The 22,097-nt window shown below is 71.2% G+C and carries 23 protein-coding genes and 2 pseudogenes; 9 read left to right on the top strand and 16 right to left on the bottom strand.

Going from position 1 to position 22,097, the window contains the following annotated elements; genetic code table 11:
• Both IC63_RS18825 and IC63_RS10540 read right to left on the bottom strand, forming a co-directional pair.
• Positions 1–128 (bottom strand): annotated as a pseudogene (locus tag IC63_RS18825) (class I SAM-dependent RNA methyltransferase); the annotation flags it as partial.
• Between the two features lie 64 nt (positions 129–192).
• Positions 193–945 (bottom strand): annotated as a pseudogene (locus tag IC63_RS10540) (IclR family transcriptional regulator); the annotation flags it as partial.
• Between the two features lie 189 nt (positions 946–1,134).
• On the opposite strand from IC63_RS10540, the gene IC63_RS10535 reads away from it, so the two are divergent.
• A complete protein-coding gene (locus IC63_RS10535; RefSeq protein ID WP_036719998.1) occupies positions 1,135–2,616 on the top strand; it encodes a nucleobase:cation symporter-2 family protein in 1,482 nt (493 codons plus the stop codon).
• A gap of 48 nt (positions 2,617–2,664) precedes the next feature.
• Here IC63_RS10535 and chrA read toward each other — a convergent pair whose 3' ends face one another.
• The 9 genes from chrA to pqqA form a co-directional block, all read right to left on the bottom strand.
• On the bottom strand, positions 2,665–3,969 hold the full coding sequence (chrA, locus tag IC63_RS10530; protein WP_036719997.1) for a chromate efflux transporter: 1,305 nt from the start codon (positions 3,967–3,969) through the stop codon (positions 2,665–2,667).
• Between the two features lie 35 nt (positions 3,970–4,004).
• Positions 4,005–4,982 (bottom strand): NAD(P)H-dependent flavin oxidoreductase, encoded by a 978-nt coding sequence (locus tag IC63_RS10525; RefSeq protein ID WP_036719996.1) that lies wholly within the window; start codon positions 4,980–4,982, stop codon positions 4,005–4,007.
• Between the two features lie 146 nt (positions 4,983–5,128).
• A complete protein-coding gene (locus tag IC63_RS10520; protein WP_036719995.1) occupies positions 5,129–6,184 on the bottom strand; it encodes an aldo/keto reductase in 1,056 nt (351 codons plus the stop codon).
• Between the two features lie 66 nt (positions 6,185–6,250).
• Complete coding sequence (locus IC63_RS10515) at positions 6,251–7,063, bottom strand: quinoprotein dehydrogenase-associated SoxYZ-like carrier (protein WP_052042098.1); 813 nt, start codon at positions 7,061–7,063, stop codon at positions 6,251–6,253.
• Positions 7,060–8,205 (bottom strand): pyrroloquinoline quinone biosynthesis protein PqqE, encoded by a 1,146-nt coding sequence (pqqE, locus tag IC63_RS10510; RefSeq protein ID WP_156965439.1) that lies wholly within the window; start codon positions 8,203–8,205, stop codon positions 7,060–7,062. Before pqqE ends, IC63_RS10515 begins: the two co-directional genes overlap by 4 nt.
• A complete protein-coding gene (gene pqqD / locus IC63_RS17500) occupies positions 8,202–8,528 on the bottom strand; it encodes a pyrroloquinoline quinone biosynthesis peptide chaperone PqqD (RefSeq protein WP_408633561.1) in 327 nt (108 codons plus the stop codon). The genes pqqE and pqqD overlap by 4 nt, the downstream gene beginning before the upstream one ends.
• A 125-nt stretch (positions 8,529–8,653) precedes the next feature.
• Positions 8,654–9,418, bottom strand: a complete 765-nt coding sequence (gene pqqC / locus IC63_RS10500; protein ID WP_052042096.1) for a pyrroloquinoline-quinone synthase PqqC — start codon at positions 9,416–9,418, stop codon at positions 8,654–8,656.
• Entirely contained in the window at positions 9,415–10,296 is an 882-nt protein-coding gene (pqqB, locus tag IC63_RS10495; protein WP_036719994.1) for a pyrroloquinoline quinone biosynthesis protein PqqB, read from the bottom strand. The genes pqqC and pqqB overlap by 4 nt, the downstream gene beginning before the upstream one ends.
• A gap of 60 nt (positions 10,297–10,356) precedes the next feature.
• Entirely contained in the window at positions 10,357–10,449 is a 93-nt protein-coding gene (pqqA, locus tag IC63_RS10490; RefSeq protein ID WP_036719992.1) for a pyrroloquinoline quinone precursor peptide PqqA, read from the bottom strand.
• Positions 10,450–10,608: 159 nt separating this feature from the next.
• Between pqqA and IC63_RS10485 the strand changes: the two genes are divergently transcribed.
• The 5 genes from IC63_RS10485 to argC all read left to right on the top strand — a co-directional run bounded on the left by IC63_RS10485 (position 10,609) and on the right by argC (position 15,704).
• Entirely contained in the window at positions 10,609–11,664 is a 1,056-nt protein-coding gene (locus IC63_RS10485) for a quinoprotein relay system zinc metallohydrolase 2 (protein ID WP_036719988.1), read from the top strand.
• Between the two features lie 77 nt (positions 11,665–11,741).
• Positions 11,742–12,653 carry a GAF domain-containing protein gene (locus tag IC63_RS10480; RefSeq protein WP_232222582.1) on the top strand — a complete coding sequence of 304 codons (912 nt, stop codon included), beginning with the start codon at positions 11,742–11,744 and terminating at the stop codon, positions 12,651–12,653.
• Between the two features lie 119 nt (positions 12,654–12,772).
• Complete coding sequence (gene adh, locus IC63_RS10475; RefSeq protein ID WP_036720008.1) at positions 12,773–14,293, top strand: aldehyde dehydrogenase; 1,521 nt, start codon at positions 12,773–12,775, stop codon at positions 14,291–14,293.
• Between the two features lie 126 nt (positions 14,294–14,419).
• Complete coding sequence (locus tag IC63_RS10470; RefSeq protein ID WP_036719984.1) at positions 14,420–14,761, top strand: DUF779 domain-containing protein; 342 nt, start codon at positions 14,420–14,422, stop codon at positions 14,759–14,761.
• A 37-nt stretch (positions 14,762–14,798) separates the two neighbouring features.
• Positions 14,799–15,704: an N-acetyl-gamma-glutamyl-phosphate reductase gene (gene argC, locus IC63_RS10465; RefSeq protein WP_036719982.1), complete on the top strand. Its 906-nt coding sequence runs from the start codon at positions 14,799–14,801 to the stop codon at positions 15,702–15,704.
• 35 nt (positions 15,705–15,739) lie between these two features.
• Here argC and IC63_RS18130 read toward each other — a convergent pair whose 3' ends face one another.
• From IC63_RS18130 to IC63_RS10445, 4 genes are all read right to left on the bottom strand, one after another.
• A complete protein-coding gene (locus IC63_RS18130) occupies positions 15,740–15,898 on the bottom strand; it encodes a Trm112 family protein (RefSeq protein WP_156965440.1) in 159 nt (52 codons plus the stop codon).
• Positions 15,899–15,963: 65 nt separating this feature from the next.
• Entirely contained in the window at positions 15,964–16,599 is a 636-nt protein-coding gene (locus IC63_RS10455) for an LON peptidase substrate-binding domain-containing protein (protein ID WP_036719980.1), read from the bottom strand.
• 2 nt (positions 16,600–16,601) lie between these two features.
• Positions 16,602–17,510, bottom strand: a complete 909-nt coding sequence (trxA, locus tag IC63_RS10450) for a thioredoxin (protein ID WP_036720006.1) — start codon at positions 17,508–17,510, stop codon at positions 16,602–16,604.
• A 127-nt stretch (positions 17,511–17,637) separates the two neighbouring features.
• Entirely contained in the window at positions 17,638–18,429 is a 792-nt protein-coding gene (locus IC63_RS10445; protein ID WP_036719978.1) for an exodeoxyribonuclease III, read from the bottom strand.
• A 41-nt stretch (positions 18,430–18,470) separates the two neighbouring features.
• Here IC63_RS10445 and IC63_RS10440 point away from each other — a divergent pair, with 41 nt between their 5' ends.
• Positions 18,471–19,466, top strand: a complete 996-nt coding sequence (locus IC63_RS10440) for a glutathione S-transferase family protein (RefSeq protein WP_036719977.1) — start codon at positions 18,471–18,473, stop codon at positions 19,464–19,466.
• A 160-nt stretch (positions 19,467–19,626) separates the two neighbouring features.
• On the opposite strand, the gene IC63_RS10435 is transcribed toward IC63_RS10440, so the two are convergent.
• Positions 19,627–20,313: a response regulator transcription factor gene (locus tag IC63_RS10435; RefSeq protein ID WP_036719975.1), complete on the bottom strand. Its 687-nt coding sequence runs from the start codon at positions 20,311–20,313 to the stop codon at positions 19,627–19,629.
• Positions 20,314–20,436: 123 nt separating this feature from the next.
• On the opposite strand from IC63_RS10435, the gene ribA reads away from it, so the two are divergent.
• On the top strand, positions 20,437–21,495 hold the full coding sequence (gene ribA, locus IC63_RS10430; protein WP_036719974.1) for a GTP cyclohydrolase II: 1,059 nt from the start codon (positions 20,437–20,439) through the stop codon (positions 21,493–21,495).
• Positions 21,492–22,034 carry a L,D-transpeptidase family protein gene (locus IC63_RS10425; RefSeq protein ID WP_036719972.1) on the top strand — a complete coding sequence of 181 codons (543 nt, stop codon included), beginning with the start codon at positions 21,492–21,494 and terminating at the stop codon, positions 22,032–22,034. The genes ribA and IC63_RS10425 overlap by 4 nt, the downstream gene beginning before the upstream one ends.
• The last annotated feature ends 63 nt before the right edge of the window (positions 22,035–22,097 follow it).

Below are 22,097 nucleotides of genomic sequence, written 5' to 3'. Positions count from 1 at the left end.
CCCAGCGCCGCTCCGCCCCCGGCCGTCGCCTGCAGGAAGGCGCCGGGCGGCGGCACCACCTGCGCGCGGCCCATCGGCAGCGCCGGCGGGCGCAGGGTCAGCGCCTCGCCGCCCCACCACCGCCGCGCCCAGCTCGGCCGCGGCGGCTGCCACGACCGGACCCAGAGCCGCCAGCGCCACCGCGTCCAGCCGCAGCGTCGGGGCTGCGATCAGCAGCGCGGCGACCGGGTCGTCCAGCCCGCCAAAGACCGGCGCGGCCAGCGCCGACTGGCCGGGGGCGCACTCGTCACGCTCGCTCAGCCAGCCGGCGTGACGCAAGGTCGCAAGATCGGCGGTCAGCTCGCCCTGGTCGGTCAGGGTGCGCTCGGTCAGCCGCGGCAGGGCGCCGCGGCCCAGCAGGCTGCGCACCCGGGCCAAGGGCATATGGGCGATCAGCGCCTTGCCGCCGGCGCTCGCATGCAGCGGCAGGCGGGTGCCGGGCGGCAGCACCACGCGCAGCCCCGCCGGACCCGGCGCCTCGGCCACCACCAGCGCCGTCTCGCCGTCAGGGACCACCAGCGCCGCGGTTTCGCCGCTGTCCGCGGCGAGGCGGTCGAGGATCGGGCGGGCGCGCTCGGCCAGCCCGCCGCGGCGCAGGAAGGCCGCCCCCAGCCGCACCGCGGCCGGGCCGATCGCCCAGCCTTGTGTCGCCGGATCGACCTCGGCCAGCCGCCGCGCAGCCAGCGCCGTCAGCAGGCGGTGGGTGGTCGAGGGCGCCAGCTGCAACCGCCGCGCCAGATCGGACAGGGTCAGCCCGTCGGCGGCGGCCAGCGTGTCCAGCACCGCCAGCGCCCGGTCCACAGCGGCGGACCCGCCCGGCCGGCCCTCGGCCGAGCGCGGCCGGCCCGCGCGGGGGCGGGCGGCGGTCTCGTCCCCGGCGCGGGTGGCAGAGCGGCGTTCGGTCATGGCAGGGGCAGGCTGGCGCAAACACGGGCAGGGTGCAATCCGCCCGCTCGGGAAGCCGCGAGGGAAACCGCCCCGGCACTCCGTATCGTGGAAAGGCGGCGAAAAACGCTTAGTCGTCCGGCGCAAGGCGCACAACCTGTCGGACAAAAAATCGCGCCTCGCCTCGCGTGAGCGAAAGAAAGGGACAAGATGACCCACGTGACGACCAACCCTCCCATCGATCCTGTCGATGCCATCCTGCCCGCGCCACGGCTGTTCGCGCTTGGGCTCCAGCACGTCCTGGTGATGTATGCCGGCGCCATCGCGGTGCCGCTGATCGTCGGCCGGGCGCTGAAGCTGACGCCCGAGGACGTGGCCTTCCTGATCTCGGCCGACCTGTTCGTCTGCGGCATCGCCTCGATCATCCAGTCGCTGGGCGCGGGCGCCTGGCTGGGCGTGCGGCTGCCGGTGATGATGGGCGTGACCTTCGCGGCCGTGGGCCCGATGGTCGCCATCGCCAACGCCACACCGGGCGAGATCGGCGCCCGGGCGCTGTTCGGCGCGGTGATCGGGGCGGGGATCATCTCGATCTTCCTTGCGCCGCTGGTCAGCCGGATGCTGCGGTTCTTCCCGCCGGTGGTGACCGGAACGGTGATCCTGACCATCGGGATTTCGCTGATGCCGATCGGCATCAACTGGATCTTCGGGCTGCAGCAGGGGCCGACGGCGCCCAGGCTGGTCGATCCGGCGATGCAGGCCTGGCTGGACGCCCAGGTCGCGGCCGGCACCGCGCCGCTGGGGGTCAAGCTGGCGCCGGCGGTGCCGAACCCGCTTTACGCGGCGCCCGGCAACATGCTGATCGCGGCGATCGTGCTGGGCACGATCCTGCTGATCGCGCGATATGCCCGGGGCTTCCTGTCCAACATCGCGGTGCTGGTCGGCATCCTCGTGGGCGGCGTGATCGCCGCGGCGATGGGCATGATGCATTTCGAAAAGGTCGCCTCGGCGGCGTGGTTCGCGCCGATCCGGCCGTTCCATTTCGGGATGCCCACCTTTGACCCGGTGATGATCCTGACCATGACGCTTGTCATGCTGGTAGTGATGATCGAATCGACCGGAATGTTCCTGGCGCTTGGCGACATCGTCGGCCAGCGGGTTGATCAGCGCCGGCTGGCCGCGGGGCTGCGCGCCGACGGGGTCGGCACGCTGCTGGGCGGCGTCTTCAACACCTTCCCCTACACCTCGTTCTCGCAGAACGTGGGGCTGGTCGGGGTGACCGGAGTCCGCTCTCGCTTCGTCTGCGTGATGGGCGGGGTCATCATGATCGTGCTGGGGCTGATCCCCAAGATGGGCGCGCTGGTCGAGGCGCTGCCGACGGTCGTGCTGGGCGGCGCCGGGCTGGTGATGTTCGGCATGGTCGCCGCGACCGGGGTGCGCATCCTGAGTCGGGTCGACTTCGCGTCGAACCGGCACAACCTGTTCATCGTGGCGATCTCGCTGGGGCTGGGGATGATCCCGATGATCGCGGGCGACTTCGACCAGTGGCTGCCGAAATCGACCAAGGTGCTGACCCATTCCGGCATCCTGCTGGCCGCGGTCGGCGCGGTGCTGCTGAACTGGTTCTTCAACGGCGCCCGCCACGTGGACGAGGACGAGTTGCGCCGCGCCGGTGCAGCCGCAGACAGCCACTGAGCCTCTCGGGGCCGGGGGATCATGCCTCGACCCCGTTTCGCGGTCGCCTCAGGCGAGCCCCGCCAGCCGCAGGCCGGCGCCCAGTGCCGCGCACAGCGCCAGCACCGACATCACCCCCCAGCGCAAGCCCAGGACCAACCCCAGCGCGAGCCCCGCCAGCGCCAGCGCCCACGGGTCGGGCCGCCCGCCCGGCATCACGAAGTGCCAGCCGAACCACAGCGCGAGATTGGCGATCACGCCGACCACCGCCGCGGTCACCGCGGCCAGCGCCGCCGCCAGCCCCCGGTTCGCCCGCAGCCTTTCGATCCACGGCGCGCCGAGGAAGATCCACGCGAAGCACGGCGCGAAGGTCACCCAGGTCGTCAGCGCCGCCCCGGCGATGCCCGCGGCCAGGCTCCCGCCCTCGCGGAAGGCGGCGAGGAAGCCCACGAACTGCACCACCATGATCAGCGGGCCGGGCGTCGTCTCGGCCAGCCCCAGCCCGTCCAGCATCTCTCCGGGCGCGAGCCAGCCATAGCGGCCCACCGCCTCTTGCGCGACATAGGCCAGCACCGCATAGGCGCCGCCGAAGGTGACGACGGCGAGCTTGGAAAAGAACAGCGCGATCTCGGCCCAGACGCTGCCCGGCAAGGCCAGCGCCAGCGCCGCCACCGGGACCAGCCACAGCGCCAGCGCGGCGATCCCCGCCCGCAGCGCGCCGCGCCGGTCGGGCGCGCGGTCCAGCGCGCCCAGCACCGTGCCCGCATCCGGGACATGGGCGCCGGCGGTGCCATGCCCGCCGCCCGCGCCGGAAAACCCGGAAATGCCGGCGCGGTGGCCCAGCCAGCCGGCCAGTGCGGCGGCCGCGACGATCAGCGGGAACGGCGCGCCCAGCACGGCGATGGCGAGCAGGCTCAGCACCGCGATCACCGCCATCGCGCGGGACCGGATCGCCCGGCGGCCGATGCGGATCAGCGCCTGCACCACGATGGCCAGCACCGCGGCCTTGAGCCCGAAGAACAGCCCCGCGACGATCCCGACCCCGCCCCACAGCGCATAGACGATGGACAGCCCGAGGATCGCCAGCGCGCCCGGCAGGATGAACAGCCCGCCCGCGATCAGCGCCCCGCGCACCCCATGCATCAGCCAGCCGACATAGGTCGCGAGCTGCATCGCCTCGGGGCCGGGCAGCAGCATGCAGAAATTGAGCGCGTGCAGGAAGCGGTCGTCGCCCAGCCAGCGGCGCTCCTCGACGAGGATGCGGTGCATCACGGCGATCTGCCCCGCCGGCCCGCCAAACGACAGTGCGGCGATGCGCGCCCAGACCCGGGTCGCCTGCGCCAGAGTGGGGAAGTGCGGAGTCTCGGGTGTCATGCTCGGTGCCCTTTTTGCGGGCCCTGCGCGCAGGGTCAGCCGCAGATGCGCGCTTTGGCAGCAGCATATTCCGCGGCCAGCCGGTCCACCAGAGCGCCCGTCGGCACCACCGCCTCGACCGCGCCGATACCCTGGCCCGAGCCCCAGATCTGGCTCCACGCCTTGGGCTTGGCCGCGCCGGCGGCGTCGGCCTTGCCGAAATCCATCGCCGAGGCATCCGCCGCCCCCAGCGCGTCCGGGTCCAGCCCGGCCGCCGCAATCGAGGGTTTCAGGTAGTTGCCGTGAATCCCGGTAAACAGCGAGGAATTAACGATGTCCTCGGCCCCCGAATCGACGATCATCTGCTTGTAGCCGGGGACCGCGTTCGCCTCGTCCGTGGCGATGAAGGGGCTGCCGATATAGGCCAGGTCGGCCCCCATCGCCTGCGCGGCGAGGATCGCGCCGCCGGTGGCGATCGATCCTGACAGCAGCAGCGGCCCGTCGAAGAAGCTGCGGATTTCCTGGATCAGCGCAAAGGGCGACAGCGGGCCGGCGTGGCCTCCGGCGCCGGCCGCGACCGCGATCAGCCCGTCGGCGCCCTTTTCCAGCGCCTTGCGGGCAAAGGTCGGGTTGATGACGTCATGCAGCGCGATGCCGCCGCAGTCATGGGCGGCGGCGTTGACCTCGGGCCGGGCGCCGAGGCTGGTGATCCAGATCGGCACCTTGTGGCGGTGGCAGATCTCGATGTCGCGTTCCAGCCGGGCGTTCGAGCGGTGGACGATCTGGTTCACCGCGAACGGCGCCGCCGGACGGTCGGGATTGGCCTGGTTGTGGCGGTCCAGTTCCTCGGCAATCCGGGTCAGCCAGGCGTCCAGCAGCGGCGGCTCGCCGTCCTTCTCGCGCGCGTTCAGCGCCGGAAAGCTGCCGACGATGCCGGCCTTGCACTGGGCGATGACCAGTTCGGGGCCGGAAACGATGAACATCGGCGAGGCGACGGCGGGGATACGCAGGTTCGACAGGATCGGCGGCAGCATCAGGTTCCTCCCTCGGGGTTGGTGGTGATGATGCGGCCCGGCGCGCCGTCCGCAACCCCCGCCGCTGCGTCACCACGGGGGCGGAGATGTCAGGAGCCTGTCAGGAGGGGGATCGGCGCGTCGCCGCGCCCCCCTGACAGTTCCTGTCAGTAGGGCAGCGGATGCGCGCGGTGGAAGGCGTCGATGGCCTTGTCGGCCTCGGCATCCAGCCGCAGGTCGAGCCCGGCGATCAGGTGGTCCAGCTGGTCCAGATGCGTCGCCCCGATGATCGGGATCGCCGGGAAGGGGCGCTGGCGGATGAAGGCGATCGCCATGTGGATCGGGTCGAGGCCAAGACCGCGCGCCGTCTCGTGCCAGGCGGCGACCGCCTGGTCGGCGCGCGCGGTGCGCCGCCCGCCCAGGTTGCCCGGGCCGTCGCGCATCACGTCGTTGGCGGCGCGGCTGCCGGGCGGCAGCGTCCCGCCCGCGTACTTGCCCGAGATCAGCCCCGCGGCCAGCGGCGAATAGGCCAGCAGCGTCACGTTTTCCTTCTGGCCGACCTCGGCCATGTCGGTGTCGTACATGCGATAGAGCGGGCCGTATTCGTTCTGGACCGACACCACCCGCGGCCCGCCGGTGCGGTCGGCCGCGGCCAGCCACGCCATCGTGCCCCAAGCGGATTCGTTCGACAGCCCGAATTCGCGGACCTTGCCGGCGGCGACGATGTCCTTCATCGCCGTCAGGATGCCGTCCATGTGATCCTGGACCCGTGCCTTGCTCGTGCCGCGTGGGTCGAAGCCCCAGTTCTGCCGGAACGCATAGCTGCCGCGCTTGGGCCAGTGCAGCTGATACAGGTCGATCCGGTCGGTCCCCAGCCGGCCCAGCGAGCCGTCCACGGCGGCGGCGATGTTGCCCGGCTCGAACCCCTGGCCGCCGCGGGAATGGCCGCCATTTGGGCCGCTGATCTTGGTGGCGATACGGACCCGGTCGCGGGTGCCGCGGTCGGCCAGCCAGGCCCCGATGACCTGCTCGGTCTGGCCATAGGTCTCGGCCACGGCGGGGTTCACCGGATACATCTCGGCGGTGTCGAAGAAGGTGATGCCCGCGTCCAGCGCGCGGTCCATCTGGGCAAAGGCTTCGTCCCGGCCCGTGTCCTTGCCGAAGGTCATCGTGCCAAGGCAGATCTCGCTGACCTCGATCCCGCCCAGCTTGCGCGTGTCCATGATGCTGATCCCGTCCGTTGCCCGAGGCGCGGACCCTGCCAGCCGCGAGGGCCGGGCGCAACCCGGTCAGCCGCCCGCCTGCGGAAAGCTTTCGTCCCAGGCCCGGCCCTCGGTATCCTCGGCATGGGCGGTCACCGGCTGGCCGTTCGGGGCGTAGCCCAGCCGGAACACCGGGTTCTCGGAAATCGAGATGCCGCCCTGCATGGTCATCAGCAGTTCGTCGCCCTGTTTCAGTTCGACAGTCTGGACGAACTCGGCCGGGATATCCAGCAGCGTGACCTGATCGCGCTGCAGGCCCGAGAAATTCGGGTGCCGGATCATCAGCGTGCCGATGGCGCGGTCGCCCTGCGGCTCGGATTTCCAGCGCATCGCGCCGATGTCCTTGCGCGCATCCGCCCCCGACCCGGCCGGCGCCGCGCAGCCGCCCGAGGCCTTGACGAAGCGTCCGGCCATGACCTGCCGCCCGTCGTCCAGCGTGGCGATGGCACGGACGTCGGAATAGGCGTTGACCCGGACCCGGACCTCGAGATCCAGCGGCCCGGTGGCGGGGCCAAAGGTGAACTCTCCGGCGACCGGGGCGGGGTTGGCGTCGATCACCAGCGCCAGCTTGTCGATGCGCGGCGCGCCGGGGGGCTGGGTGATCCGGATCGGCACCAGCGCCGGGTTGTCGGCCCGCATCGGCGCCTCGAGCTCCAGCACGGCGGCGTCGACCGGCGGCTCGGTCTCGGTCCCGATGACCGAGGAGCGCATGTCGTCCCAGGCGGGCGAGGGCTGCAGCGGGTTGTCGGCGGCCCAGGCCGGGTGGGGCAGGGCCGGGGCGGCCAGCAGCGCCAGCGCCAGGGTCCAGCGGGACAGCGAACGGGTCAGCGAGGTGGTCATGGCCGAAGCTCCTCTTTCGGCATCCGCCGCCAGGTCAGCGCGTCCGAGTCGCCCGCCGCGGCAGCATCGGCCGCGGCGTGGACGGCGGCGTTCAGCGGCGACAGGCTGCACACGGGATCGGTCGCGGCCGCGTCCCCGGCGATGGCCATAGCCTGACAGCGGCAGCCGCCGAAATCCACCGTTTTCCGCGCGCAGCCCTGACACGGCTCGGGCATCCAGCCGGTGCCGCGAAAGGCGTTGAAGGCCGGGCCGTCATGCCAGATCGCGGCCAGCGGGGTGTCGCGGATGTTCTGGAAGGTCAGGCCCGGGATGGTCTGGGCGGCGTGGCAGGGCAGCACCGTGCCATCGGGCGTGACGTTGAGCCCCGTCGACCCCCAGCCGCCCATGCAGGCCTTGGGGAACTTCGCGTGATGGTCGGCGGGGACATAGTCGATTACCATCCGCCCGCGCAGCGCCTCGCGCGCCTCGTTGACGATGCGGCGGGCAAGGGCCGCCTGCGCGCGCGAGGGCATCAGCGCGCCACGGTTCAGGTCGGCCCAGCCGTGGAACTGGACCGTGGCGACCTCGATCCGCCGGGCGCCCATCGCCAGCGCCAGGTCGATCATCTGCGGCAGTGTGTCGATGTTCTGGCGGTGGACGACAGCGTTCAGGGTCAGCGGGAACCCGACTTCGGCGATCCAGCGGGCGACCTGCATCTTGCGGTCCCAGCTGCCCGCCATGCCGCTGATCCGGTCGGCGGCTGTGGGGCCGACGCCCTGCAGCGACAGCTGGACGTGATCCACCCCGGCGCTGTCCAGCTCGCGCAGCCGGGCCAGCGTCAGGCCGAGGCCCGAGGTGATGAGGTTCACATACAGCCCCGCCTCGCGCGCGCCCGCCACGATCTGCGCCAGGTCGCGGCGCGAGGCCGGCTCGCCGCCCGAGATGTGGGTCTGCAGCACCCCCAGCGCGGCAGCCTGGCGAAACAGGTCCACCCACGCCTCGGCCGGCAGCTCGGCGCTGGCGCGGGTCAGCTCGACCGGGTTCGAGCAATAGGGGCACGAGAGCGGGCAGCGATGGGTGATCTCGGCCAGCATGGCGATGGGCAGGCCGGGGGTCACCGGGTTGCCGCGGATGTCGTGGGGGCCGGAAAGCGGAGCGTTCATGGCAGCCTCACGAAGACCATTCGCCGGTCGATCAGGGACTGCAGGAAGCCGGTCACGTCGCCCGCGATCTGGTCGCGCGGCGCGGCATATTCGGCGGCCAGCGCCTCGATGATCTGACCCAGGCGGCGCCCGTCCAGCGCCGACAGGATCGCCTCGCCCACCGGGTCCAGCTGCATCGCGCGCTCGGGCGCCTGCAGGACGCGCATCCCGCGCACCCGGTCCTGGGCAAGCCGGACGCCGCGCGGCAGATAGGGAACGGTGTCCTCGGCCAGCGCCGGATCAGGCGGCGGGGCGGTGAAGGCGTCACCGCCCAGGGGTGTCACACCCCTGGACCCCCGTGGGATATTTCGAGACAGAAGATCCGGCCCGCCGGCGGGCGCCTCTCTCTTGTCCCCATATATCCCGGGGTCCGGGGCAGCGCCCCGGTCCGGCGCGGCGGCGGGGGCGCTCATGGTGCCAGCCCCTCGCCGGGGCGCCAGGCGCCGGGCGGGATGTGGCCCTCGACATAGCCGTGCCACAGCGCGTCCAGCTGCGCCCACAGCACGTCGGTCTTGAAGCTCAGCGCCGCGGCCGCCGCGTCCTGCTTTTCCAGCGTGTCGGCGTAGTCCAGCACCCAGTTGAGCCCGAAGGCCACGTCCTTGGGCGCCTCGGTCAGGCGGTTGCGGAAATAGGACAGCGCGGCGTCGTCGGCGAAATCGTAATGCGCCAGCAGCCCCTCGATGCGCTGGGCATGGATGGCGGGGGCGAACATCTCGGTCAGGCTGGCGGCGACCGCGTCCAGCAGCGGCATGTCGCGGACGAAGCGGACATAGGTGTCGACCGCGAACCGCGTCGCCGGCATCGCGCCGCGCCCCGAGGCGACGTAGTCGGGGTCCAGCCCGACGGCGCGGGCCAGCGCCAGCCAGCGGCGGATGCCGCCGCCCTCGGTCACGCCGCCGTCGTGATCCTCGATCCGCGAGCGCCAGATGCGGCGCAGCTGCGGGTCCTCGACCCGGGACAGGAAGGCCGCGTCCTTCATCGGGATGCGGGACTGGTACATCCAGCGGTTGATGACCCAGGCGCGCACCTCGTCCGGGGTGCAGTCGCCGCCATGCAGGCGGCGGTGGAACGGGTGCTTGTCGTGATAGCGGTCGGCGCCGATCTGGCGCAGCCGCGCCTCGAAGGCATCGCGAGACGGGGTCTCGCGATACGGGGCGGGGGAGTGGTGGGTCACAGGGAAATCTCCATCCCGTCGCGGCCGATCTGCCAGCCGGCGGCCTGCGCCTGCCGGGCCTCGGGCGAGTCCGGGTCGCAGAGGGGGTTCGAGTTGTTGATGTGGACATGGACCCGCCGGCCGACCGGGGTATCGGCCAGCCGGACAAGGCTGTGCTCGACCGGCAGGTGGCCCATGCGGCGGCTCGTCTTGTGGCCCAGCCCGGCGCGGATCATCTCGTCATCGGTCCACAGCGTGCCGTCGAACAGCAGCGCGTCGGCGCCCTCGATGCGCGCCAGCAGCCAGTCGGGCAGGTCGGCGCAGCCGGGGACATACAGCGCCCGGCGGCCGTCCGCGGCCAGTTCCACGCCAACCGTGGTTTCGCCGATGAGATCGGTCTGCACCCTCTCGCCTTCCAGATACAGCGGCACCTTGCCGGGCACGGCGAACAGCGTCGCGGTCAGGCCGGGCAGCAGCGGGAACGGGGTATCGAGGGCGACCGGGCGGCGGGGCACCAGATCGGGGTTAACGGCGGCAAAGACCGGGTTCGCGGCCAGCACATCGTGTATCGCCTGCGTGGCGAACAGGTCGAAGCGCTGGCTTTCGCGCAGGCTCAGCAGCCCGGCGACGTGGTCGATGTCGCCGTTGGTCAGCAGGACCGACCGCAGCGGCATCTCGCGCGGCCCGGTGGGGTGCAGCGCGGGCGTCGCCGCCAGTTGCGCCCTGATGTCGGGCGAGGCGTTGATGATCGCCCAGCCATCCCCGTCGGCGCTGACGGCGACCGAGCTTTGCGTCATCGGTGCGATCCGCCCAGACCGCGCTGCCCCGCAGTTGGCGCAGCCGCAGTTCCACTGGGGCAGACCACCGCCCGACGCGGCGCCAAGGATGATGATCCGCATCAGCGTCCAGACGAGACGGCCCTGCCGGCGGACCGACAGGGCCGGGGTCCTGCGCCTGTCTCAGAACAGGACGGGTTCGTCCTCGGCGGGCGCGTACATGTTGATTTCCATCCCGCAGGCGATTTCCTTCAGGACGGGCTTGCTCCAGGCCATGACGTTTCCTCCTCTGGCTCATGCCGGGGTCGGCATGGGGCGAGCCTATGTGAGCCGCGCCGGCGCGCAACCCGACCAAGGTCGCAGACGGCGCAGATTGCCGCCGAAAGCGGCGTGCGTCGGGAAAGAATGGCAGATGATGCCGGGAGAGTTTGCCAGATGCACCTGCTGATCCTGACCGCCTGCCTGGCCGCCTCGCCCGGCGACTGCGCCCCGCGCCTGCTGCCGCAGGGGGCGGGCGGGGACGCGGCAGCCTGTCAGGCGAGGGGTGATTCGGTGTCGGCGGACTGGCTGGCGGGGCATCCGGACCTGACCGGCAAGGGCTGGACCTGCGTGCCGCTGGACCAGGCCCCGGCGCTGGAGCTGACGGAGCTTGCCCCGGGCGTCCATGTCCATCGCGGCGCGGACGGGCCGCTGTCGCGCGAAAATCGCGGCCGGATCGCCAATCTGGGCGTGGTCATCGGCGACCAGCGCGTCGCCGTCATCGACCCCGGCGGGTCGCGGGAAGAGGGCGAGGCGCTGTTCGCCGCGATCCGCCGCCTCACCGACCTGCCGATCGGGCCGGTGATCCTGACCCACATGCACCCCGACCACATTGCCGGCGCCGAGGTGATGGCCGAGGCCGGCGGCGAGATCATCGCCGACGCCCGGCTGCCCGACGCGATCGCCGCCCGGCGCGAGACCTGGCTGGAGAGCATCCCCGCGCAGATCGGCGCCCAGCCGTGGCTGGGGACGGCGCTGGTCGCTCCGGCCCGGGTGATCGCGGCCGAGACGACGCTGGACCTGGGCGGCACGACGCTGACCCTGACCCCGGTGGCGACGGCGCATACCGACAGCGACCTGACGGTGCGGGACGCGCGGTCGGACACGCTGTTCACCGGCGACCTGGTGTTCCGGCGGCTGACGCCGGTGTTGGACGGCTCGCTGAAGGGGTGGCTCGCGTGGCTCGCCGCGCCGCCGCCCGAGGCGGCGCGGGTGGTGCCGGGCCACGGGCCGGTGGCGGCGACGCTCGCCGAGGCGGCGGCCGACGAGACCGCCTATCTGGGCGCGCTGCGCGATGCGGTCCGGGCCGCCCTGGATGCGGGGCAGGGGCTGTCGGCGGCGGTTCCGGCGGTCGCCGCCGCGCTGGCCCCGCTGGCCCCGGCGTGGGCGGATTTTGACGCCACCACGGCGCGCAACGCCGCCGCCGCCTTTGCCGAGATGGAATGGGACTGACCCCCGGACGGCCGCTATAGTGGCGGGGGGAGAGGAGCGAATCATCAATGGCGGCACGGCCCCATGCGGATCGGGTGATGGAACGCACGCAGGCGGCGGACGACCTGTCGGCGCTGACCTCGAGCTGGCGGCGTTCGGCCGTCAAGCACGGGTTGGACCCCGCCGCCCCCCTGCGCCCGCAACGCCTGACCGGGCAGGACCTGTCCGACCGCCGCGCGATGGCGGGCGGGTTCCTGTCCGTCGCCGCACCACGGATCGAGGCGCTGCATGGCCTCGTCCGCGCCTCGGGCTGTTCGGTGGTGCTGACCGACGCCGACGGCATCATCCTCGACCGCCGGGTGTCCGAGGCCGATGCCGAGGCCTTCGACCGCTGGGACCTCACCCCCGGCGCCGACTGGTCCGAGGCCGCGCAGGGCACCAACGGCGTCGGCACCTGCCTTGCCGAAGGCCGGCAGGTCATCATCCACCGCGACGAGCATTTCCTGTCCCGCAATACCGGGATGAGCTGCATCGACGCGCCGATCCACGGCCCCGAGGGGCAGGTGATCGCGGCGCTGGACGTGTCCTCGGCCCGCGCCGACCAGACCGAGCACATCAACGCGCTGATCGCTGCGATGGTCGGCCAGACCGCCCGGCAGATCGAGGCCGCGTGGTTCCGCGCCGCCTTTCCGGGCGCGCGCATGGTGGTCGCGGGCGAGGCCGCCGAGGCGCTGGTCGCCGTCGACCGCGACGATCTGGCCATCGGCGCCACCCGCGATGCGCGCCGGGCGCTGGGCCTGCCGCGGACCGGGGCGCTGACCCCGCGCCCGCTGGCCGACCTGCTGGGGCGCGAGGACGAGCTGACCGGCTTTGACCGCGCCGAACGCGCCGCCGTCACCCGCGCGCTGGCCCGCAGCGGCGGCAACGTCACCGCCGCCGCCCGCGCGCTGGGGGTGGGGCGAGCGACGCTGTATCGCAAGATGACCCGGCTGGGGCTGGACGCGCGCTGACTGTCTCATCGGTGAGACAGTCGCCGGCCCGAATCTCGACACGCCGAATTGACGCAGGGGCGGATGGTGCCCAGCTTTGATCCTGATCCCGGTGGAGGACCGGGCGGATGGAGGATTCGATGAACGAACAGACCAGCTTCAAGGGCGTCAGCAATATGCCCTTTGCCAAGCGCTATGACAATTTCATCGGCGGCAAGTGGGTGCCCCCGCAAGCCGGGCGCTATTTCCAGAACTCGACCCCGATCACCGGGATGGACACCGGCGAGATCGCCCGCTCGGACGAGGCGGACGTGAACCTGGCGCTCGACGCCGCCCACAAGGCCGCGGATGCCTGGGGCCGGACCAGCGTGCAGGAACGCTCGACCATCCTGCTGAAGATCGCTGACCGGATGGAGGCGAACCTCGAACTGCTCGCCACCGCCGAGACCTGGGACAACGGCAAGCCGATCCGCGAGACGATGGCCGCTGACATCCCGCTGGCGATCGACCATTTCCGCTACTTCGCGGGTGTGCTGCGGGCGCAGGAAGGCTCGCTGAGCCAGATCGACGACAACACCGTGGCCTATCACTTCCACGAGCCGCTGGGCGTGGTGGGCCAGATCATCCCGTGGAACTTCCCGCTGCTGATGGCCTGCTGGAAGCTTGCCCCGGCGCTGGCCGCGGGCAACTGCGTGGTGCTGAAGCCGGCCGAACAGACCCCGGCCTCGATCATGGTCTGGGTGGACCTGGTGGGCGACCTGCTGCCCGAGGGCGTGCTGAACATCGTCAACGGCTTCGGGCTCGAGGCCGGCAAGCCGCTGGCGTCGTCGAACCGGATCGCCAAGATCGCCTTCACCGGCGAGACCTCGACCGGCCGGCTGATCATGCAGTACGCGGCCGAGAACCTGATCCCGGTGACGCTGGAATTGGGCGGCAAGTCGCCGAACATCTTCTTCGCCGACGTGGCGCGCGAGGATGACGACTTCTTCGACAAGGCGCTGGAAGGCTTCACCATGTTCGCGCTGAACCAGGGCGAGGTCTGCACCTGCCCGTCGCGCGTGCTGATCCAGGAATCGATCTACGACCAGTTCATGGAACGCGCCGTCAAGCGCACCCAGGCGATCAAGCAGGGCGACCCGCGCGAAGCCGACACGATGATCGGCGCGCAGGCGTCCGAGGAACAGAAGAACAAGATCATGTCCTATCTGGACATCGGCCGCAACGAGGGCGCCGAGGTCCTGACCGGCGGCGAAGCGGCTGACCTGGGCGGCGAGCTGTCGGGCGGCTATTACATCAAGCCGACGATCTTCAAGGGCAACAACAAGATGCGGATCTTCCAGGAGGAGATCTTCGGCCCGGTCGTCTCGGTCACCACCTTCAAGGACGAGGCCGAGGCGCTGCAGATCGCCAACGACACGATGTTCGGGCTGGGCTCGGGCGTCTGGAGCCGCGACATGAACACCTGCTATCGCATGGGCCGCGGCATCAAGGCGGGCCGGGTGTGGGTGAACAACTATCACGCCTATCCGGCGCATTCGGCGTTCGGAGGCTACAAGCAGTCGGGCATCGGGCGCGAGACCCACAAGATGATGCTTGATCACTATCAGCAGACAAAGAACATGCTGGTCAGCTATTCGCCGTCCAAGCTGGGCTTCTTCTGAGCCCCACGCGACGCCTGCGCGCCCTGCAAGGGGCGCGCGGGTCCGGGGCGGGGTCGGTCCGGTTGCCGATGTCCCTGTCGCACGCGCGACCCCGCCCCGGCACCGCTTTTGCGAAGGGCACCCGCGATGTCTCACGACAACGTCACCGCCACCCCGGCCGCGCTGGCGCTGCTGGCCGAGATCGAGGCCGATCATGGGCCGGTGATCTTTCACCTGTCGGGCGGCTGCTGCGACGGGACCGCGCCGATGGTCTATCCGGCGGGCGAATTCCGCCTCGGCGCACATGACGTGCAGCTGGGCTCGGTGGGCGGCGCGGGCTTCTGGACCTCGGGCGCGCAGGCGGCGGCCTGGGCCGATACCGCCCTGCTGATCGACGCCGTGCCGGGGCGCGGCGGGGCCTTCAGCCTCGACAACCCGCGCGACCGGCACTTCGTGGTGCGGCCGCCCACTTGCGCCGCGCCGGCTTAGGCGGCATCTCTGCCCCGACTGAACAACGGGGGCGATCATGGCGACGCGGGTCTTCATCGACGGAGAGGCAGGCACCACGGGGTTACAGATCCGCGACCGCCTGCTGACCCGCGACGACATCGCGCTGGTCCAGATCGACCCGGCGCTGCGCAAGGATGCCGGCGCCCGCCGCGACGCCCTGGCCGAGGCCGACGTGGCGATCCTGTGCCTGCCCGACGCCGCCGCGCGCGACGCCGTGGCGCTGGCCGAGGGGCTGCCGACCCGGTTCATCGACGCCTCGACCGCGCATCGGGTGGCGGATGGCTGGGTCTATGGCTTTCCCGAACTGTCCCCCGCGACCCGTCAGGCGATCACGGGGGCGCAATATGTGTCGAACCCCGGCTGCTATGCGACCGGGGCCATCGCGCTGATCGCCCCGCTGGTGGCGGCCGGGCTGATCGCGCCCGACGAGGCGCTGACGATCAACGCCGTCTCGGGCTATACCGGCGGCGGCAAGGAGATGATCGCCGAGATGGAGGCCGAGGGCGCGCCGGCGCATTTTGCCTATGGCCTCGCGCAGGGCCACAAGCACCTGCCCGAGATCATGCTGCGCGCCGGCCTGACCCGGCGGCCGGTCTTCGCCCCCGCCGTGGGCCGCTATGCGCAGGGGATGATGGTGCAGCTGCCGCTGCAGCTCGAGGGGCGCCGGCTGGACGATCTGCGGGCGGCGCTGGCGGCGCATTACCAGGGTAGCCGCTTCGTGCGGGTGGTCGATCCGCAGCCGCGCATCGTGCCGACCAGCCTCAACGACACCAACCTGCTGGACCTGTCGGTGCATGGCAGCGACGAGAATGGCTGCGCGGTGCTGGTGGCGGTGCTGGACAACCTCGGCAAGGGCGCCTCGGGCGCGGCGGTGCAGAACCTGAACCTTATGACCGGCGCCGACGAGGGCGCGGGGCTGTAAGCGCCGGGGCGGGGCAGGGCGCGCCCCGGCCGCCGTCAGTCGGCCTTGATCTGCCGGGCTTCGCCGACCAGCATGATCGGAATGCCGGCGCGGATGGGAAAGGCCAGCCCGGCGGTCGTCGACACCAGCTCCTGCCGTGCGGCGTCGTAATCCAGCCGGCCGTGAGTCACCGGACAGACCAGCGCCTCGAGCATGTGGCGGTCAAAACCGGGGGCAACGCCCGGGCGATCAGTTCCGGGGCCGGGCGTGGGGTCGTCGGTCAATGCAGCACCTCCTCGTCGTCGTCGCCGCCATGCAGCGCGTATTCCATCAGCCCGTCCAGCATCTGCCGGCGTTCGGGCAGCGTCTCGGCCTCGAGCAGCGCCTGCTTTTCCTCGACCCCCAGCGGCAGCAGCATCGACAGGCTGTTGATGAGCAGTTCATCGCCGGCCTCTTCGGCGGCGTTCCAGTCGGTCGACAGGTCCTGCGCCGTCATGTAGCGGCCCAGCCGCTCCATGAAGCCGGGGCGGTCGAAATCGGGATCGTCGGGCACCGCCGCGCGCAGGTCGGCGCGGTAGGGCGCCCAGTCCACGCGGCCGCGCAGATAGGGGGTGAAACCCTCGATCACCTCGACCAGCCGGAACCGCGAGATGGCGCGCAGCGAGATCATCATCCGCCCGTCGTCGTTTTCCGAGAACATCGAGATCCGCCCCGCCGTGCCGATGCTGGCCAGCCCCTCGCCGATCGGCTGGATCATCCCGATCAGCCGCTCGCCCGAGCGCAGCGCGTCGTCCAGCATCTGCAGATAGCGCGGCTCGAAGATGTGCAGCGGCAGCCGGGTGCGCGGCAGCAGTATCGCGCCCGGCAGCGGGAACAGCGGGACCGTATCGGGCAGTGTCCGGTTGCCGCGCGGCATGGTCAGGCGAAGATCAGCGAGGATAGCCGGCGACGGCCCTTCTGCACCAGCGGATCGGTGGGCGGCAGCGCGTCGAAGATCGTCAGCAGCTGCGCCTTGGCGGCGCCATCGTTCCAGTCGCGGTCGCGGCGGAAGGATTCGAGCAGCTGGTCGATGGCCTGTTCGACCTGCCCCCCCGCGTGCAGCGCGGCGGCATAGTCGAGCCGCGCCTGGTGGTCGGCCGGATCGGCCGCGACGCGCTGTTCCAGATTGGCCAGCGGCCCGGCATTGGCGGCCTGCCGGGCAAGCGCCAGCTGGGCCCGCGCGGACTCGACCGGGGCGGCATGGGCGGCGGCGGCGGGCACTTGTGCCAGAGCGGCGTCGGCCGCGTCGGGGTTGCCGGCGGCGAGGTGGCTGCGGATCAGCCCGGCCCAGGCTTGCGGGTTGTCGGGCTCTTCGCCCAGGATCGCCTGGAAGGTCTCGGCCGCGTCCTCATGCGCGCCCTCGGCCAGCATCGCCTCGGCCGCTTCCAGCGCGGCGCCAAGGCCGCCATCGTCGCCGCCGATCTCTACCAGCTTGTCCACGAATTTTTTCAGTTCGCTGGGCGGCAGAGCGCCCTGGAAGGCATCGACCGGCTGGCCCTGGAAGAAGGCGAAGACGGTCGGGATCGACTGCACCCGCAACTGGGCGGCGATCATCTGGTTCTGGTCGACATCGACCTTGACCATCTTCACGCGGCCCTTGTGGCGCGCGACCTCGGCTTCCAGCGCGGGGCCCAGCGTCTTGCACGGGCCGCACCACGGCGCCCAGAAATCCACGATCACCGGCACCTGCATCGAGGCGTCGATGACCTCGGCCATGAAGTCGGCCTCGGTCACGTCCTTGATGAAATCGGCGGTGTTCGGGGCGGCTGCGCCCCCGGCATCGAGCATCATGTGCGTGGTCCCGGAACTGTTTGCGACGTTAACCTGCAATATGGGCCGTGCGCTGCGCCGCGGAAAGGGGCTGCGCGGCAAACCGGGCGCGAACGGGGCGCTTTGCCGCAAGCGCCGCGGGGCCTCAGACCGCGAGATCGAAGCTCGCGAAGACCGGGACGTGATCGCTGGGCTGCTCCCACGACCGCACCGGCCGCAGGATGCGGCTGGCGTGGCCCGCCGCCGCGATGTCCGAGGTCGCCCAGACATGATCCAGCCGCCGCCCGCGGTCCGAGGCGGACCAGTCGCGGTTGCGATAGCTCCACCACGAAAACAGCGGCCCCTCCGGGATGTCCTGGCGGGTGATGTCCACCCAGCGCCCGGCCTCTTGCGCGGTCAGCAGGTGGTCGACCTCGACCGGGGTGTGGGACACGATCCTGAGCAGTTGCCTGTGCGACCAGACGTCATCCTCGCGCGGGGCGATGTTCAGGTCGCCCACGAGGATCGAGCGTTCCGGCCGGTCGGCGCGGAAGGCGTCGCGCATGTCGGTGAGGAAGTCGAGCTTCTGCCCGAACTTGGCATTCAGCGCGCGGTCCGGGATGTCGCCGCCGGCGGGGACGTAGACGTTGTGGATCGTCACCCCGTTGTCCAGGCGCGCCGCGACGTGGCGGGCGTGGCCCAGCCGGGCATAGTCGCGGTCGCCCGCATCGGTGATCGGCAGGCGCGACAGGATCGCCACGCCGTTATAACCGCGCTGACCACGGGCGACCATCCAGCGATAGCCGGCGTCGTGGAACAGCTGCGCCGGAATCTTCTCGACCGGAGACTTGCATTCCTGCAGGCACAGGATATCCGGCGCCTCTTGCCCCAGCAGCCGGGTGACGAGGCCCGACCGCAACCGGACCGAGTTGATGTTCCAGGTGGCGATGATGAACATGGGGCGCAGGGTTAACCGCCGCGGCGGAAAAGGGAAAGTCGATGAACCAGCTCGTGGACGGGAAATGGGTGCATGGCAGCGTCGGCGCCGTGGCGGGCCAGGGCAGCTACAAGCGCCAGACCGCCGGGTTCCGCAACTGGGTCACCCCGGACGGCGCGCCTGGGCCCACGGGCGAGGGCGGGTTCGCCGCCGAAAGCGGGCGCTATCACCTGTATGTCTCGTATGCCTGCCCGTGGGCGCACCGGACGCTGATCTTCCGGGCGCTCAAGGGGCTGGCGCCCCATGTCGACGTCTCGGTCGTGCACCCGGTGATGGGGGCCGAGGGGTGGAGCTTCGGGACCGATTTCCCCGGCGCCACCGGCGATCCTCTGCTGGGGGCCGCGTTCGTGCGCGACATCTACCTGCGCGCCGCTCCGCGGATGACCGGCAAGGCGACGGTGCCGATCCTGTGGGACAAGGCGAGGGGGACCATCGTGTCCAACGAAAGCGCCGAGATCATCCGCATGTTCGACAGCGCCTTCGACGGGATCACCGGCAGCACGCGGCATTTCTGCCCGCCCGACCTGGCGGGAGAGATCGAGGCGGTGAACGCGCGGGTCTATGATGACTTCAACAACGGCGTCTACAAGGCCGGTTTCGCCTCGACGCAAGGGGCCTACGACGAGGCGATCGGCCCGGTCTTCGACACCATGGCCTGGGCCGACGACCGGCTGGGGCGCCAGCGCTATCTGACCGGCCCGCGCCTGACCGAGGCCGACTGGCGCATGTTCACCAGCGCGGTGCGGTTCGACAGCGTCTATCACACGCATTTCCGCTGTAACCGTGCATGGCTGCGCGACTATCCGAACCTGTGGGGCTGGGCGCGCGACCTGTATCAGATCCCCAGCGTGGCCGACACGGTGCGCCAGGACCACATCGTCAACCATTACTACCGCAGCCACCCGGACCTGAACAAATACGGGATCATCCCGATCAACCCGGCGGTTGACTGGGACGAACCCCACGGCCGCGACCACCTGCCAGCCGAGGCGGCGTGAGGGCAAAGAAAAGCCCTGGCACGGGGGCCGGGGCGACAGGGACAGAGGGACAGTGAGGTGGCCGCATCCCCGGCCACTGGGCTTCGTGGGTCATAACCCCCGTTCGCCGGCCCGGTTCCCGGCCCGGCGCGCTTTTTCCCGTGGTTTTTTCAGCCCCCGCTCAGGCGACCAGCCGATAGCCGCCGGATTCGGTGACCAGCAGGCGGGCGTTCGAGGGCTCGGGCTCGATCTTCTGGCGCAGACGATAGATGTGGGTTTCCAGCGTGTGGGTGGTGACGCCGGCGTTATAGCCCCAGACCTCGTGCAGCAGCACGTCGCGCGGCACCACCCCGTCCTGGGCGCGATACAGGAACTTGAGGATGTTGGTTTCCTTCTCGGTCAGCCGGATCTTGCGGTCCTTCTGGTCGATCAGCATCTTCATCGCCGGCTTGAAGGTATAGGGCCCAAGCTGGAAGATCGCGTCCTCGGACTGTTCATGGGTGCGCAGCTGCGCCCGCAGCCGGGCCAGCAGGACCGGAAACTTGAACGGCTTGGTGATGTAGTCGTTGGCGCCACTGTCGAGCCCCAGGATTGTGTCGGCGTCGGTGTCGTGGCCGGTCAGCATGACCACCGGGCACTTCACGCCCTGCTTGCGCAGCCGCTTGCACAGCTCGCGCCCGTCGGTGTCGGGCAGGCCCACGTCCAGCACCACCAGGTCAAAGATGGCGCCCTTGGTCTTTTCGACGGCCTCGGCGCCGGAACCGGCCTCGAACACGTCGAAATCCTCGGTCGCGACCAGCTGCTCGGCCAGCGCCTCGCGCAGGTCGTCCTCGTCGTCCACCAGCAGGATCTTCTTCAAACCGGCCATGTCAGCCTCCTTGGGGTTCGGATGGCAGGAACATGGCGCGGCCAGGCCGCGGGTAAAGCGGCTTGAAACGAAGTTCACATGCAGTTGTCGCCGGCGGGGGTTATGTTACGGAATGTTTCAGGAATGTCGCTGATACCCACCCTGCCCGAGACGATCAGCCGCGCGCGCACCGACCTGCGCGTGGGGCTGCCGGTTGCGCTGGACGGGCACCTGGCGGCGGCGGTGGAAACGCTCACGCCCGCGCGGCTGGCCGACCTGCGGGGGCTGGGGCGGGTGGTGCTGGGGATCACCGACCGGCGGGCCGAGACGCTGAAGGCGCGGGCCTATGACGGCGATCTGGCGCGTGTGCGGGTGCCCGCCGACGCCGACGTGGCGTGGCTGCGGGCGGTGGCGGACCCGGCCGACGACCTGCGGGTGCCGATGAAGGGGCCGCTGTTCACTGACCGCGACGGCGACACCGCCGCCCACCGGGCCGCCATCGCGCTGGCCAAGTCGGCGCAGCTGCTGCCGGCCGTGGTGCTGGTGCAGGCCGAGCCGCCCCCCGGCCTGACCGTGCTGCCCGCCGGCGCGACCCTGGCGCAGCTGGCGGCCGAGGCCGCGCTGCTGCCCGTCGCCGCCGCCCGGCTGCCGCTGGCCGCGGCCGAGCGGAGCCGCCTGCAAATCCTGCGCCCCGAAGATGGCGGGGCCGAGCATTACGCCGTCGAGATCGGCGATCCTCCCCGCGACGCCCCGGTGCTGGCTCGGCTGCACTCGGCCTGCTTCACCGGCGACGTGCTGGGCAGCCTGAAATGCGACTGCGGCCCGCAGCTGCACGCCGCGCTGACCGCGATGGGGCAGGCGGGGGCCGGGGTGCTGCTGTATCTCAACCAGGAGGGGCGGGGCATCGGGCTGGCCAACAAGATGCGCGCCTATGACCTGCAATCGCAGGGTTTCGACACGGTCGAGGCGAACCACCGGCTGGGCTTCGAGGATGACGAGCGCGACTTTCGCCTGGGCGCGGCGATGCTGCGCCGGATGGGGTTTCGCGCGGTGCGGCTGATGACCAACAACCCGCGCAAGGTGGCGATGATGCAGGCGCACGGCATCGAGGTGGTGGACCGCGTGCCGCTGGTCGTCGGCGTGAACCCTTGGAACGAGGGCTATCTGGCCGTCAAGCGCGACAAGTCCGGGCACCTGCTGTGACGCCGCTGGACATGGTGCTGACGCCGGCGGGGCTGCGCTTTCTGGGCCGGGCGATCCCGGCCAGCCTCGGGCGCGGCGGTGTGACCACGGCCAAGCGCGAGGGCGACGGCGCCACCCCGGCGGGCCTCCACCGCATCGCCGGGCTGCTGTATCGCCCCGACCGGCTGCCGCGGCCGGCGCCCTGGGCCGAGCCGATCGGGCCGGGCGACCTGTGGTGCGACGATCCCGCCGACCCGGCCTATAACCTCGCCGTCCGCGCGCCGCTGGCCGCCAGCCACGAGACGCTGCGGCGGGCCGATCCGCTGTATGATCTGGTGCTGGTCACCGACTGGAACTGGCCGGTGGCCACGCCCGGCGCCGGGTCGGCGATCTTCCTGCACCAGTGGCGCCGGCCCGGCTATCCGACCGCGGGCTGCATCGCCATGTCGCGCGCCGATCTGCGCTGGCTCGCCGCCCGCGTCGCGCCGGGGACGCGGCTGATCGTGCCGCCGGCCCTGGCCGGTCGGGCGCGGCGGCGGGTAGTGCACACGAGCGTCTGATCGCCGCGGCTCTTGTCGTTTGCCGCAGGCGGGTCCACCAACGGCGCAACGGAAGGAAACGCC

Source organism: Paracoccus sphaerophysae (assembly GCF_000763805.1).
GTDB classification, from domain to species: Bacteria; Pseudomonadota; Alphaproteobacteria; order Rhodobacterales; family Rhodobacteraceae; genus Paracoccus; species Paracoccus sphaerophysae.
Note: the sequence above shows the minus strand (reverse complement) of the source record. Positions and strands in the feature narration are given on the sequence as shown.

Excerpts from the sequence above, each read along its gene's own strand:
- IC63_RS10535 (WP_036719998.1), top strand. The coding sequence starts at position 1,135 with ATGACCCACGTGACGACCAACCCTCCCATCGATCCTGTCGATGCCATC.
- chrA (WP_036719997.1), bottom strand. The coding sequence starts at position 3,969 with ATGACACCCGAGACTCCGCACTTCCCCACTCTGGCGCAGGCGACCCGG.
- IC63_RS10525 (WP_036719996.1), bottom strand. The coding sequence starts at position 4,982 with ATGCTGCCGCCGATCCTGTCGAACCTGCGTATCCCCGCCGTCGCCTCG.
- IC63_RS10520 (WP_036719995.1), bottom strand. The coding sequence starts at position 6,184 with ATGGACACGCGCAAGCTGGGCGGGATCGAGGTCAGCGAGATCTGCCTT.
- IC63_RS10515 (WP_052042098.1), bottom strand. The coding sequence starts at position 7,063 with ATGACCACCTCGCTGACCCGTTCGCTGTCCCGCTGGACCCTGGCGCTG.
- pqqE (WP_156965439.1), bottom strand. The coding sequence starts at position 8,205 with ATGAACGCTCCGCTTTCCGGCCCCCACGACATCCGCGGCAACCCGGTG.
- pqqB (WP_036719994.1), bottom strand. The coding sequence starts at position 10,296 with ATGCGGATCATCATCCTTGGCGCCGCGTCGGGCGGTGGTCTGCCCCAG.
- pqqA (WP_036719992.1), bottom strand. The coding sequence starts at position 10,449 with ATGGCCTGGAGCAAGCCCGTCCTGAAGGAAATCGCCTGCGGGATGGAA.
- IC63_RS10485 (WP_036719988.1), top strand. The coding sequence starts at position 10,609 with ATGCACCTGCTGATCCTGACCGCCTGCCTGGCCGCCTCGCCCGGCGAC.
- IC63_RS10480 (WP_232222582.1), top strand. The coding sequence starts at position 11,742 with ATGGAACGCACGCAGGCGGCGGACGACCTGTCGGCGCTGACCTCGAGC.
- adh (WP_036720008.1), top strand. The coding sequence starts at position 12,773 with ATGAACGAACAGACCAGCTTCAAGGGCGTCAGCAATATGCCCTTTGCC.
- IC63_RS10470 (WP_036719984.1), top strand. The coding sequence starts at position 14,420 with ATGTCTCACGACAACGTCACCGCCACCCCGGCCGCGCTGGCGCTGCTG.
- argC (WP_036719982.1), top strand. The coding sequence starts at position 14,799 with ATGGCGACGCGGGTCTTCATCGACGGAGAGGCAGGCACCACGGGGTTA.
- IC63_RS18130 (WP_156965440.1), bottom strand. The coding sequence starts at position 15,898 with ATGCTCGAGGCGCTGGTCTGTCCGGTGACTCACGGCCGGCTGGATTAC.
- IC63_RS10455 (WP_036719980.1), bottom strand. The coding sequence starts at position 16,599 with ATGCCGCGCGGCAACCGGACACTGCCCGATACGGTCCCGCTGTTCCCG.
- trxA (WP_036720006.1), bottom strand. The coding sequence starts at position 17,510 with ATGCTCGATGCCGGGGGCGCAGCCGCCCCGAACACCGCCGATTTCATC.
- IC63_RS10445 (WP_036719978.1), bottom strand. The coding sequence starts at position 18,429 with ATGTTCATCATCGCCACCTGGAACATCAACTCGGTCCGGTTGCGGTCG.
- IC63_RS10440 (WP_036719977.1), top strand. The coding sequence starts at position 18,471 with ATGAACCAGCTCGTGGACGGGAAATGGGTGCATGGCAGCGTCGGCGCC.
- IC63_RS10435 (WP_036719975.1), bottom strand. The coding sequence starts at position 20,313 with ATGGCCGGTTTGAAGAAGATCCTGCTGGTGGACGACGAGGACGACCTG.
- ribA (WP_036719974.1), top strand. The coding sequence starts at position 20,437 with ATGTCGCTGATACCCACCCTGCCCGAGACGATCAGCCGCGCGCGCACC.